Here is a 13,534-nt window from a genome sequence, read left to right on the forward strand (position 1 = left end):
ATCAGTCGTTTAAATAGTAGGTCAGCGTAGACACAATGCGAATTTGTTTTATGTAAGGCGTGCTGCTGTCACGATCGGAAATCGTAAACTGGCCTTGGCTGGCACTCTTAATCTTACCCAGACGCGATTGTGAGTCCTTGGCAAACTTTTCGGCCACTTCCCGCGCATTTTGCGTCGCTTCCTGCACCATGGTCGGTTTCACATCATTGAGTGCCGTAAATAAAAACTCGGTACGGTTTTCATAATCTTGGCTACCGATGGCGATGCCTTCTTTAACTAGATTTATCATTTGCTTACGCGTGCTGAGCATTAAATCAATTTGTGGGGTATAGACAGAAAGATTCACCTGGGCCGAGTAACGATAGCGTACATTTGGGTCAACATAGCCTTGAGCCTGCCTGTCTTCTATCGTCGGAAGCGAGACTGTAATTTCGCTGTCGCTAAAACCCTGTTCCTTGAGGTAGGCAACCACGCTGTCGGTTTTTTGCTGCACTGTGTCGTAGAGCTTAGGCAGGTTATTGTCGACTTCGGTGAAATTAATCGGCCAGATGGCGATATTGGCTTTCACTTCCTTTTCGGCCAGCCCTTTAACTGTGACTGTGCGTTCTAGGGCTTTCATTTCTAGCAGCGCCAAGCTGGCGCTTTGTCCTACATAGACCATGCCTGCACATAAGAAACCGCCAAGCACGAGGGCGGGAAGAAGATAATTGCGTTGCATAACTTACTCACTCGATGGGATTGTTGAAGCTACCTTACTGCAATTATCTGACTTTGGGCATAGGCAAATGAGTAAAGCTTTGGGCTTTATTGAAAATGCTCAGCCGCTATTCAGGATTGATACGCGGTTGTAAAAGCGGCTTATAAGTTAGCCACTTAGTTAACGGGAGGGATCGGGCTTGGCTGCCATAATTCGACTTTATTGCCATCGGGGTCGATAAACCAACCGAAGCGGCCAAATTCTGAGTCTTCGATATCTCCAATTTGTTTGCCGCCGCCCTGAGTGACTTGAAACAGGGCTTGCTCCAGATCGTCAACGATAAAATTGAACATAAAGCTTTTGTCGGTCGGGGCAAAATAGCTGGTGTTATGGTCGAAGGGGGTCCACACATGGTAACCGGGGGTTGGTTTATCGTTGTGATAAAAGGCTGCGCCGCCCCAGTTTTCAATTGGTATTTGCAGATGGGTTTGATACCAAGTGGCTAACGCGATGGGATCAGTACTTTTAAAGAAAATACCACCGAGTCCAATGACTTTTGCCATAAGGGTGACAGTGTAAGTGGGGGATGGATTAACTTTAGGCAATAAATACGCAAGATACAAAAAAGCCGCAAAAATGCGGCTTTTTTGAGTTCGAAACAGCTTAGAACTGGTAGCTGTACTGTACTGAGTAGTACATACCGCTTGATTCAGTTACCGCGTTCACAGGGCCTGTGATTGCACTGTTTTCGATCAGGTGAACTTCTTCACCTTTAATGTAAGCGATACCGAAGTCAACGGTGTTTTGTGGATTGAGGTGGTAGCTCATACCCGCTGTGAACCAGTTACGGTCAGAGTCTGGGAATGAAATCGAGCTGATTTCGTCCACAACGCCTTGGTCATGCATGTAACCTGCACGAACGGTGAATTGTTCGTTGATGGTGTAAGTACCACCCACGCTGAATAACCATGAATCTTTCCATTGGTATTCTTTCAGGGCTACATCACCTACAGGCTGAGTCATACCCACAGCGGCAATCGTTGCTGTGCCATCTTTCGCGGTGATTTGATCAAAGTTGCCCCATTGGGTGTGCTGTGCAGTGTAGTGCAGTGCAAATTTAGGGGTGATTTGATGGAAACCGGCTACTTGGAAAATATCCGCTAACGGTACATCTAAGCTATCAAAACTGGTCGTAACTGGTACTGCACCAACACCAGGAATGGTTGTCATCGAGACCGTATTGATATCGCCTTCAACATTGACTGTTGGGCTGAAACGGTAGCTGATACCAAAACGGTTGTCTTTATCTAACTCAATAGTAGCACCTACGATACCACCGAATGCCCAACCGTCAGCGTCTACGTCAACCAGAGGCGTTGTGCCCATATTACGGGTTAAACGACCTTCACCGTAGATTGCGTCCACACCCGCACCGATACTGAACATATCGTTAATGCGGTATGACACGCTGGCGTTGAAGTTAACGGTAGTGACTTCAGTTTCACCCAGTAGGTCGAAAGGCGCTGGTGAGCCTGCTGGCAAATTCTTCGAAAGTGAGCTGGCATCGGTACCGGTACCGAAGTTAGAGAATGCAGCAAAACCCACGGCGAATTTATCGTCGATTGGGTGGATGTAGAAAATGTTTGGGATAACTTTAGAACTACCCGCATCGTCGATGCTGCCTAAATCATAGGCGCCACCGCCAAAGTTAACGTCTTTAACATCAACAGTAATATCGGCATAGGTTAAGCCTAAAGAGATTGCATCTTTATCGAATAATGCCATCGCTGCTGGGTTACGAGATAACACTGAAGCGTTATCGGCGATGACTGCGTCACCGGCAAATGCACGGCCCATACCTGTGGCTGATTGGCTGTTTAATTGGAAACCCGATGCAAATGTTTGTGAGCTCGCCAATGCAACGGCAACGGCAAGCAGTGTCTTGTTGAATGATTTCATTATTATTCTCTCATTATTTTGGTATTGGATTTTGTTCGGTCCTAGTTGCCAGAACAAGGCGCAAATCCTTTTATAATCTCCGGCATGGTAGGGACTGTGCGTAACCTCAACAAGTCCGACCAGATTTGAAATTTGTTAAATAACAGTTAATTAAAACGGAGTCGTACTTTAGCATGAACGAATGGTCTGGCCAGATGCTTGGTATCTTTGGCTTTTATGGGTGACGGGAGTTTTAATTGAGGTTAATGCTTTGTAACGATGGAAAAGTTAAGAAATTTAAACAATTTGTAAAAAGCGTACACATGTACGCTTTTTACAATCATAGCCAGAAAATTTGCTGTTATAACGCGGATTTAAATTGCTCAAATTCCGCGGTAATTTCTTCGGCAGGGCGTGACATTTTACTGACGATAACACCGGCAATAATCGCAAACACAAATCCGGGTAAAATTTCGTACAGATCGAAAATACCACCAGAGAGCTGCTTCCAAATCACTACGGTTAATGCGCCGACAATAATGGTCGCAATCGCTCCGTTACGGCTGTACTGCTTCCAGAAGAGTGATAGCAGTACGACAGGACCAAAGGCGGCACCAAAACCTGCCCACGCATAACTAACTAGGCTTAATACACTGCTTTCAGGATTCAGGGCAATGATCCCTGCGATCACGGCAATGGCCAGCACGCCCATACGACCTACCATCATCAGCTCGCGGTCGTCGGCTTGAGGGCGTAACCACTTGCGGTAAAAGTCCTCGGTGATCACGCTCGAACACACCAACAACTGCGAATCAATGGTACTCATAATGGCCGACAGAATCGCGGCGATCAGTAATCCGCCAATCCAAGGATTGAAGGCGGCTTGGGCTAAATGAATAAACACGGTTTCGGCATTGGCCAAGGGTTGATTGGCAAAATACAGTGAACCCGCTAAGCCTGTGGCTAACGCGCCGATGAGAGATAACATCATCCAGCTCATGGCGATACGGCGTGACAGCGGCAGTGCATCGGCGCTGCCAATGGCCATAAAGCGCGACAAAATATGGGGCTGACCGAAATAACCCAGTCCCCATGCGAGCAGTGATAACAAGCCAATCACTGTGGTTTTGTCACTGATCAGTGCCAACATGGCTGGGTCGATAGACTCAATTCCCGCATGGCTCTCTGGGTGCGAGAACACCGCAAAGGGGATGATCAGCAGGGCTATTAGCATTAAACAGCCTTGGAAGAAGTCGGTCCAACTCACGGCAAAAAAACCGCCAATAAAGGTGTAACCCACAATGATGGCCGAGCCAATCACTAAGGCAACGTTATAATCGAGGCCGAAGACTTTTTCGAACAGAATGGCGCCACCCACCATGCCAGAAGATGCATAGAAGGTGAAAAACACCAGAATCGTGACCGCAGAGACAAGCTTGAGGTAACCCTGTTTATCGTGAAAACGTTTCTCGAAGAAGTCGGGCAGGGTGAGGGCGTTGTCTGCTAATTGGGTATAAATGCGCAGGCGTTTGGCCACAAACAACCAGTTAAGCCAAGCGCCGACCACTAAGCCAATCCCAATCCATGCTTCGCCTAAGCCGCCTAAGTAAACGGCACCTGGTAAGCCTAAGAGCAACCAGCCTGACATATCGGAGGCGCCCACGCTAAGCGCGGTGACGGCGGGACCCATTTTACGGCCGCCTAAAATATAATCATCAACAGTATCGGTGGCACGGTAAGCCCAAAATCCTATGCCCATCATCAATACTAAATAGCCAACAAATGTGATTAAAATCGGGGTTTCAATCGTCATATTGTCTTTATCCCATCTTGTTATTATTAAAAGTGGCAAGCATGCTACCAGATGTTTGAGCAAGAACCCATTAGTAGATAGAGATGTGATCGAAATCCGACCTCCGAGCATGAGAAAAGATCGGAGGTCGATTTTATAAAATATTAAATATTAATGAGTTAGATAAAAGTGTTCTTGATTTCGTCTTTTACGAAGCTAAGGTCGGCCTGATTTTCACCCACAAGCAAAATGTAGGCATCACCGGCCTCAAAGCCCATGCCTTGGTATTTACCATCGGCAAAGGTGTTATCCAGCACCATGCGTTTTTCAACTGGCACAATAAATAGGGTGACTTTACCTTTTTCGCCCTGCAGCACTAGATGTAAGCTCTTAACCCCTTGAAAATCACAGTAAGAGGTGTAATAGACCTTACCTGGTTGCTCGGTAAATTTGGCATGCTCTAAGTGTTTTAAGGAGGCGAGCTGCGCGTTCACTTGGCTAAAGTTGACATTCTGATCTACCTGCAAGGCCACACCTTCATGGTTAACATGGGCTAAGGCATGCTCGGCTAAATCGACTGGACCTAAGCGCAATAAACTGAAACTGATCCCCACAATAAAGGCAATCGACGCGGCCATGGCGACTAAAAAGCCCGTTTGTCGGCGCTGTTTATGGTGTTGCTGCAGTTGTTGGCGCAGGATAAGTTTGTCGGCCAAGTCCTCTGGCACATTCACTTTTAATGCGTGACTGATTTTGGCATCTAGGCCTTTAAGTTCTGCGACAAATGCTTGGTTTTCTGCGCTTTCCTGCATTTGCGCAACAAACTCGGGATCTTGATTATGAGGATCTTCATAAGCTTGACGTCTAAATTTAAGCTCATCCATTGGATTGACCTCTCAGATCGGTTTTCTCAAGTAGTTCTTTCAATTGGTTTCTCGCCCGAAATAAGCGTGTCATCACTGTGTTACGGTTTAACTCCAACAGTTGGGCGATTTCATCACCACTAAAACCGCCGATTAACTGCAGCAATAAGGGTTCCCGATATTCAATATCTAACTTTGCGATTTGCCGTCTCAGCCAATACTGCTCGGTTTGTTCTTCCGTGCTGGAGGCGAGGTGATCCTCTAAGCTGTCTTGCTCGACATCGGCGTAATCAAATTGTTTACGCTCGAATCGACGGGCATTTTCGCGCCTCAGAATCGTGATCAGCCAAGCCTTCGCCGCTTTATCATCCTGTAGGGAATCTAAAGAGCGCCATGCCCGCAAGAAGGTTTCTTGGGTGATGTCTTCTGCCACCGGCTTATCGCCGCATAACCAAAAGGCATAGCGGAAGATATCGGCGTGCAGCGCCTTGACTAGGCTGTTGTATCGTCGTTGTTTGCTCAGCATGTCAGAAGAGACCGCAGGCTCGACGGATTTCTTTCGCCAGTTAGCAAACATTTTTTCGATATTTTCTTTTTATTTTACGATTCAAAACATTACACCTTATTCATGCGAGAAAGCAGTGGCGCCGTTTAGGGTTAGCCGTTTGGATTTAGCGGGCGTAATGGCGTGGATTGCTGCGCCATGGATTTTAGATTGCCGTTTTTTACCGCGCTTAACAATGCTTTTACCGCGACAGCCAGTTGGGTATCGCTATTGGCTTTACCACCGTAGGCTAAGGCTTGCAACTGACGAATCGCTTCAGCTAACTCGCGCGACTGCGCGGCAATTTTATCGAGTGTCATAGGGCGAGCGGCCTGCTCACTACAGTATTGCTGCAATTGCTGCAAAATATCACTGACATTACCTTTAGCGCAGGCTTGCTCTAAGCCCTTAAGACCTGTGCTAAGAACGAGCGGTTGCGCTGTGACTGGTGTATTGACTGTTGTTTGGCGCTTCAGCGCACGTCGCCAAGCGACAAAAGTGACGGCCCAAGCAACTAATGTCACCAGCCACAGCAGGGCGAACAGATTAGCGTTCCAATGACTTTCACTGTTCGTGCTGGTATTTGCCTGCCAGTTGGGTTCGATGGGCGTGTCGACCACGGCGCCACCTTTTACTTGAATGGTGCGGGCGGGCAGGGTCGCCATTTCTTGGCGTTTAAGATGCGGATTCCACCAAGGTACTTTCACTTCGGGTAAGGTAAAAGTGCCCGCCTTACTGGGGACTATGGCCGAGGTAATGCTGTACTGTGACACTATCTGCGCGTCGCGCACAAAGCTCTGGCGCTGGGGTTTTTCGGGATAGGATTTGAGCTCAGGTGGCAGGTTTTGCGCGATATCCGGCAGGCTATTCTCATCGGCATTGGAGGCCAATAAGGTGAGCGTGCGGGTGATGGGGCTACCGACGGTAAACTCTTTTACATCCTCGGGAAAACTTTCTTTTAAGGCCACTAAATCGGCCACAAGCCATTGGCCTTGGAAGCTCGTTGGCGCAGGTTCGATTTGGATGCTTAAGGAGGGCGCGCCAGCCTGCATTGGCCGGCTCTCGTTAAAGCCAAACATGCCGCCACGGCGTTGGGATTCTACTAATACATCGCCAGAAAAGGTCGCGCCTTTGATGTTCACTTGGCCGGGTAAGTCGGGAATGATGCCATAGGTGCGCTCAATCACGCGATAACGACGGCCTTCGATGATCTCTGAGCCGTCTTTGTCTTCGCCAATTTGCTTAATCTGCGCGCCTTCGATAACCGGGGCATTGAGCACACCGCGTTGCAGTTCGACCGCAAGATAAAGCTTTACTTTATAGGTGATAAGCTGGCCGACGTAGGCCTCATCGGTCGAAACTTTGGCATCGATAAACAGATTCTTGGCCTGCTCAGGTTGTGCGCCCGCTTCGACTACCTTGAGGGGAATTTCGGCGGAGCTGACGCCATCAATGCTAAAAGATGGAATGGTCAGTTGGCCCTTTTGCTTTGGGGCAAGCAGCACTTGCCAGCGGGTCTCTTTGACCGCATCGAAGTTCATTATCTGGGTGCTGCGACTCACGCTGGTGCGACCCACGATAAAATCCTTGAGCAGGATGGAGGTATCGAGTTTACCCGTGTCGACCTCATCGTCGGCACTGACATTGAGCACAAAGTACTCTCCCTCCATCACCGGATTGCGATCGACCGACGCCTCGAGTTTGCTCAGGGCAAAGGCGGGTTGAATGACCGCGATGCAAAGCGTGAGGAGGATAAAAAATTGTCTGATCACCACTGTTCGTTATCCCTTGATATTTGGCCATTTTGACGGCGTTTTTGATATTCGAGTTGCATCTTGTTACGCAGCAACACCTGTGGATCTTCACTCAGGCCCCGCAGTGCTCGCTGCATCTCGGCGGGTAAAGGCTCGCTGTTACTCGGCGGCGCTTCAACAGACTCAACAGCGGTATCTGGTTTTTTATCCGCCTGCGCCTGTTTCTCTTTATCCGCTTTTTGCGCTACGGCCTGTTGCTGTTCTTGCTTGGCTTTGGACTTATCATCCTCGACCTTTGCCTGCATTTTTGCCTCGTTGCTGGCTGGATCTTCTTTATCTTCAGCATTGTTATCGGCGCCGTTTTGCTGATTGGCTTGTTGCTCGGCCTGCTGTTGTTCCTGCTGTGCATCTTGCTGATCTTGCTTGGCGTTTTCATCACTCGCTTGCTGTTTATCCTGCGCGCCTTGCTCAGGATCATTCTGCTCTGATGAGGTACTTTGCTCCTGCGATGGTTTTTTGTCCGCTTGATCAGAATTATTTTGCTGTTGGGACTGCTGCTCTTGAGACTGATCTTGAGCTTGGTCGTTTTGCGAGGATTGTTGATCTCCCTGCTGCTGATCGTTCTGGTCCTGTCCCTGTTGGTTTTGATCGCCTTGAGACTGTTTATCTTGATTGTCAGCATTTTGCTGCGACTGCTGCTGGTTCAGCAATTTCTCTGCTAACTCAAGGTTGGCCTTGGCCTGTGGAAACTCGGGCTGCTTGTCGAGTGCGGCCTGATAACGCTCCTTGGCTTTGTCGGGTTTACCGAGTTGCATCAGCGCGTTGCCTTGGTTGTAAAGGCCATTGGCTGAGCTATCTTGCTCAAAGCTTTTTAGCGCCTGTTCGTACTCGCCCGCCTTGTACTGCGCCGCGCCTTGCCATTGGGGCGTCTCGAATTTTTGTGCGGCATTGGCGTAATCCTCAGCTTGATAGGCCTGCATCGCCTGTTGCTCTTGGGTGTGCCAGAGTGAGTCCCATGCGCTGGCATGGGCGCTTTGCGGCGCAGCGCTGAGCAATAGACCGCCCAATCCCATCAGCAGCCAGTTGGCGAGCATGCCTTGCCTAAAGCTCAGCAGGGCAGGGATGAGTAAGAGTAAGGCGAGGTAAGGGCCGAGATCTTGCCAGGTTTCTCCATCGAGATCCGTGGCTTTGGCATTGCCACTGTCACTCAACCAATGTTGCAACTGTGCTAAATCCTGACCATCGGCACGATTGGGGATCATGATGCCATTATGGTTATCGGCTAATTTTTGCAGTAAGCCAAAGTCGGTTTTGGCGACAACGACTTCATTGCTGCTGTCACGCTGTAATTGGCCATCGGGTAAGCGGATGGGCGCGCCTTGGGGGCTACCAAATCCCATGATCGCGAGGCGATATTGGCTACCGGCTAAGGCAGAGTTAGCCTCATCGAATTGCCTCGGGGTGATGCCATCTGTCATCACAATAATATCGCCCCGTAGATGCCCGCCCTGTGCCAGTAGATTTTTAGCTTGGGTTAGCGCGGCCGCTAGGTTTGAGCCCAACACGGGCATAATGTCAGGGCTTAACGTGGGTAATAAATTAAGCAGCGTGCCCGTGTCTCGGGTGAGCGGGCTTATGGTAAAGGCATCGCCGGCGAAGGCAATCAGGCCAGTTTCGCCTTCTTTTAAGCCGCGGAGCAAATCCGTCGCTCTAAACTTGGTTTGGGTTAAGCGGTTGGGCGCCAGATCGGTGGCAAACATGGAGACAGACATGTCCATCACCAACACTCGGCCTTGCTCGGCGGCGAAAACGGGCAAGGTTTGCTTATTGAGGGCGGGGCCCGCTAAGGCCAAGGTGGCAATCACCCAAGTGAAAGCCAATATATGCAGTGGTCGACGGGATTTTTGCGTGCCCTCTGTGACCAATATTTTGGCCAAGTGCGGTGCAATATAGCGATTCCAGGCGCTGTTGCTCTGGTGTTGGCGCCATAGCGCCCACAGGATGATGGCGAGTGGCAATAGGGCGAGTAACCATTCTGGACGAATAAAATGCAGGCTCATTAACGAACATCCCCCCGTGGTGTTGCTGATGGAATAGGGTTTTTAGTCCGCGAAAACAGTGATAACTGACCTAAGGCTATCCAAATGCTGGTGAGCAGCGCGAGTGCGAGCGGCCAATAGAATAGCTCCGCTTGAGGACGATAGCTGAGTTGATCGCGACTCACTGGCTCCAGTTTATCAACTTCTTGATAAATCTGTTCCAGCTCTTGGCTGTTACGGGCGCGGAAATAGCGGCCATGGGTAACATCGGCAATATGCTTGAGTTGGTTTTCATCGAGATCCATCGACGGATTGACGCGCTCACGCCCAAACAGGGTGCGTCTTTCCATAACATCGGCACCCACGCCCACGGTATAAATCGTCACTTTGCGATTAGCGGCGATTTGGGCCGCTTGCTCAGGATCGATATTACCGGCGTTATTTGAACCGTCAGTCAATAAAATCAAGACTCTGTTACTCTCATCCATTTTATCGAAGCGCTTGACCGCGAGTGCGATCGACTCGCCAATCGCCGTTTGCTTACCGACAAGGCCAATCTGCGCCTCCTTTAAAAACTGGGCGACAGAGCGTCTATCTTGAGTAAGTGGTGCCTGTAAATAGGCGTGATCGGCAAATAAAATTAAACCGATACGATCGCCTTTGCGACGCTCAATAAACTCACTGACCACGTGTTGGATCAGGGTAAAACGGTCAACGACTTTGCCGTTAATCACCATATCTTCAATCTGCATACTGCCGGATAAGTCCACCGCCAGCATCAGATCCCGCCCTTGGCTTGGTAGTTCAATCGGATCGCCAAGCCATTGTGGGCGGGCGATAGCAAGCACTAACAAGCTCCACATCAACCAATAGCGCTTGCGGCTTTGGCGGCTGTGGCTAGTGATATTGGCCTTGCCCGTTTGACTAATACCGGGCAATTGCAGGCGGCCACCTTCGGCTTGCACCGTTTGGTGACGCCAAAAAATAAAAGGTAAAGGCAGTAAAATCAATGCCAAAGGCCATACGACTGTTAACATTGCTCCTCCGCAGGCTTAGCTGGAGTCGGTGTTACTGTTGCCGACGAAGTCGGGTTTTGGCTTGCAGCAGTGTGCATTATCGGTGCGCTTAATTTGGCTTTTGAGGCAAACCAGCAGCGGGCGAGAGCCTGTAACTCAAGGGCCTCCTCGGCGCTGAGTGGTTTAGCCTGGTGGCGTTTATCCAATAATGGCCCAATGCGGCCGCGCTGCTTTGTGGGCAAATGGCTATCTAACCAGGTTCCCCATGCGGGACCGTCGAGTTTGGCTATCACTTCCCTTGGCTGATAACTTAAGGCGGTGCGTTTTAACAGCTGATTCACGTCAGAGGGATACTGGGCCGAATGAGGATCAAGTGCTGCAAATAAACCTTGGGCGGCTTTTTTAGGCGCTAAGTAGGCGGCACGTTTTTTGAGCCAAAGAATTGCGGCAATCAACAAAACCAACAGGATAGCGAGTGCTAACCAATAACCTATGGCCCATGGCCAAGCCCCAATCGGGTCGGGGAGAATAATATCTTGTAAATCCGCCAAAGCAGGATTTGGCGTGGCAGCCTTATCCAAGGCTGGATTTAGAGTTTGTGGGTTCACGCTTTGGACTCACTTATGCTTTATGTTGCACTGTCTACTATTACTCACTTATTTGCCGTGCCGTTATTGCAGTAAGGCTAATTGCTGTGCGAGGGGTAAACCCGCGTCGATAAATTGGGTACGCACCTTCAGCTTTTGCATCATGGCGATAAAGTCATTTTGCTGCTGTTGTTGCTGCCCAAGCCATGCTTGATAACTGTCGCGAGTCAGCACTAAATCTTGGTCCCCTTCGCGAACAGGCAAACTAAACTGCTTGGGTAAGTTGAGGTTGCCCTGCCTGAGTGGGTCGGTCACCAAATAAGCGCCAATATCACAATGGCGTTTAAGTTCTGTCAGCGGCGCGATACATTGCGGCGTAAAATGGCTGCCATCTGTGATGATCCAAATCAATGAGCCCGGTTTCGCGATCCGTTGCAAGCGCTGACAGGCACGCAGGATATGGTCTGGATCCCGTGGATGACTGCCGAGCTGATTGAGTTGTTGCTCGTGCACTCGGCGCAGGCCTGAAATGAGCTGTAAAATCCCTTGGCGGCGACTGCGGGGTTTTAACTCTAGATGCTCAGACTCGCAGGCGATTAAGGCGCCGAGTCTGTCACCATGATTGATGGCATTCCAACCTAACGTGGTCGCTAAATGCCCCGCTTGTACCGATTGCAGCAACAAACTCGAGCCAAAATACAGGCTCTGGCTTAAATCGAGCAGCAGCAGAATAGGGCGCTCGCGCTCCTCAATAAATAGCTTAGTGTGGGTTTGTCCCGTGCGGGCGGTCACGCGCCAATCAATAGTGCGTACATCGTCGCCCTGTTGATAATGGCGCACTTCGGCAAATTCCATCCCGCGGCCTTTGATTAAACTGCTGCGATGCCCCGCCATATTGGCACGTGCCCGGCTGTGGCGCTCAGGAATAGCCCGCGCAATTGTCTGGCAGGCGAGCAGTTCTTTCTCAGTTAAATGCAGCCCGTCGGCAAATAATGGCAAGCCATGTGGATTGCCATCACTGTGTTGGGTTGCGTTTAGCGCACTGTTATTCATTCAAAGCTACTCATACAAAGCGATTCAGTTACCTAGGATTTATCAGCCCGCGTATCCAGACCATGCCCTGAGATTAAGGGACGGCGACCTGAGTCAAAATATGGTTGATCACTTGGTCGCGGCTGACACCCTCGGCCTGCGCTTGATAACTCAGCAGCAGTCTGTGTCTTAACACATTGGGGGCAACGGCTTGAATATCCTCGGGAGAGACAAAATCGCGCTCGTGTAACCAAGCTCTGGCACGGGCGCAGCGCTCCAGCGAAATCGTCGCACGCGGACTTACTCCGTACTCTAACCATTTTGCCAGCTCGTCGCTGTAACGCGCGGGTTGGCGGGTCGCCATAATGATTTCGACTATGTATTTCTCTAGCGGTTCGGCGAGATAGATCTCCATCGCTTCATCTCGGGCGGCAAAAATATCGGCCTGGGCAATGGGTTCCGCAGTCGGCAACTCATGGGTGAGTGCTTCTTGGCGGGATTGGCGCAGGATCTCGATTTCAGTGTCACCACTTGGATAATCTAAATTCAGGTGCATTAAAAAGCGGTCGAGCTGGGCTTCGGGCAGCGGATAAGTGCCTTCGTTTTCTAAGGGGTTTTGAGTTGCCATCACGAGGAAGAGTGGCGGCAACTTATAACTGTTTTTACCCACTGTCACTTGACCTTCGGCCATGGCCTCTAATAACGCCGACTGCACCTTAGCTGGAGCGCGGTTGATTTCATCGGCGAGGATCAGGTTGTGGAAAATCGGGCCCACTTCAAATTCGAAGGTACCAGTTTGTGAGCGATAGATATCCGTACCCGTAAGGTCGGCTGGCAGTAGGTCAGGGGTAAATTGGATCCGGTGGAAATCCCCTTCAACACCATCGCAGAGGGCTTTAACTGCACGGGTTTTAGCGAGACCTGGTGGGCCTTCTACTAATAAATGGCCATTGGCAATGAGGGCAATGAGCAGGTTTTCAGTCAAAACTGGCTGCCCTAAAACAACCTTATTTAGGTAAGTGCGTAATGCGTGGAAGCGACTCAAAGGCATGATGCTACTCGTTTTTTAGGTTGAAAATATCGATTGAAAATACGTGTGTGGGCTATAGACAACGAATATGGTAAAGAATTCCCTAAGGGTTTGGCTAGTGTTAAAAAAACAAACAGGTGTTTAAAACTTGCTGACAAGAAGTTAGAATCAGATCACACTTTAATGGTCAGACCTGTTATTAGGCTTTTTTGGTGCCAAACAGCAGGGCAAACATGGAAATC

At 49.7% G+C, this 13,534-nt stretch carries 12 protein-coding genes; all 12 read right to left on the minus strand.

The window, feature by feature from the left end; translation table 11 throughout:
• Nucleotide 1: 1 nt before the first annotated feature.
• Nucleotides 2–718, minus strand: a complete 717-nt coding sequence (locus tag N5E87_RS07605) for an SIMPL domain-containing protein (protein WP_086904143.1) — start codon at nt 716–718, stop codon at nt 2–4.
• A 155-nt stretch (nt 719–873) separates the two neighbouring features.
• Nucleotides 874–1,260 (minus strand): VOC family protein, encoded by a 387-nt coding sequence (locus tag N5E87_RS07610; protein WP_086904142.1) that lies wholly within the window; start codon nt 1,258–1,260, stop codon nt 874–876.
• A gap of 100 nt (nt 1,261–1,360) precedes the next feature.
• Nucleotides 1,361–2,656, minus strand: coding sequence for an outer membrane protein transport protein (locus N5E87_RS07615; RefSeq protein WP_086904141.1), 1,296 nt, complete (start codon nt 2,654–2,656; stop codon nt 1,361–1,363).
• A gap of 340 nt (nt 2,657–2,996) precedes the next feature.
• The gene (gene putP, locus N5E87_RS07620; protein WP_086904140.1) at nt 2,997–4,448 is read right to left on the minus strand and encodes a sodium/proline symporter PutP; all 1,452 of its coding nucleotides are present in this window, start codon (nt 4,446–4,448) and stop codon (nt 2,997–2,999) included.
• Nucleotides 4,449–4,606: 158 nt separating this feature from the next.
• The gene (locus N5E87_RS07625) at nt 4,607–5,311 is read right to left on the minus strand and encodes a DUF3379 domain-containing protein (RefSeq protein ID WP_086904139.1); all 705 of its coding nucleotides are present in this window, start codon (nt 5,309–5,311) and stop codon (nt 4,607–4,609) included.
• The gene (locus N5E87_RS07630; protein WP_086904138.1) at nt 5,304–5,867 is read right to left on the minus strand and encodes a sigma-70 family RNA polymerase sigma factor; all 564 of its coding nucleotides are present in this window, start codon (nt 5,865–5,867) and stop codon (nt 5,304–5,306) included. The genes N5E87_RS07625 and N5E87_RS07630 overlap by 8 nt, the downstream gene beginning before the upstream one ends.
• 80 nt (nt 5,868–5,947) lie before the next feature.
• A complete protein-coding gene (locus N5E87_RS07635; RefSeq protein ID WP_086904137.1) occupies nt 5,948–7,609 on the minus strand; it encodes a BatD family protein in 1,662 nt (553 codons plus the stop codon).
• A complete protein-coding gene (locus N5E87_RS07640) occupies nt 7,603–9,648 on the minus strand; it encodes a VWA domain-containing protein (protein ID WP_086904136.1) in 2,046 nt (681 codons plus the stop codon). The genes N5E87_RS07635 and N5E87_RS07640 overlap by 7 nt, the downstream gene beginning before the upstream one ends.
• Nucleotides 9,648–10,664, minus strand: coding sequence for a VWA domain-containing protein (locus tag N5E87_RS07645; protein ID WP_086904135.1), 1,017 nt, complete (start codon nt 10,662–10,664; stop codon nt 9,648–9,650). The genes N5E87_RS07640 and N5E87_RS07645 overlap by 1 nt, the downstream gene beginning before the upstream one ends.
• A complete protein-coding gene (locus tag N5E87_RS07650) occupies nt 10,658–11,251 on the minus strand; it encodes a DUF4381 domain-containing protein (protein WP_086904134.1) in 594 nt (197 codons plus the stop codon). Before N5E87_RS07650 ends, N5E87_RS07645 begins: the two co-directional genes overlap by 7 nt.
• Before the next feature lie 63 nt (nt 11,252–11,314).
• Nucleotides 11,315–12,283 carry a DUF58 domain-containing protein gene (locus tag N5E87_RS07655; protein WP_086904133.1) on the minus strand — a complete coding sequence of 323 codons (969 nt, stop codon included), beginning with the start codon at nt 12,281–12,283 and terminating at the stop codon, nt 11,315–11,317.
• Between the two features lie 73 nt (nt 12,284–12,356).
• Nucleotides 12,357–13,313, minus strand: coding sequence for a MoxR family ATPase (locus tag N5E87_RS07660; RefSeq protein WP_086904132.1), 957 nt, complete (start codon nt 13,311–13,313; stop codon nt 12,357–12,359).
• Between the last annotated feature and the right edge of the window lie 221 nt (nt 13,314–13,534).

Origin of the sequence: Shewanella sp. GD03713, assembly GCF_029843705.1 — a bacterium.
Taxonomy (GTDB): domain Bacteria; phylum Pseudomonadota; class Gammaproteobacteria; order Enterobacterales; family Shewanellaceae; genus Shewanella.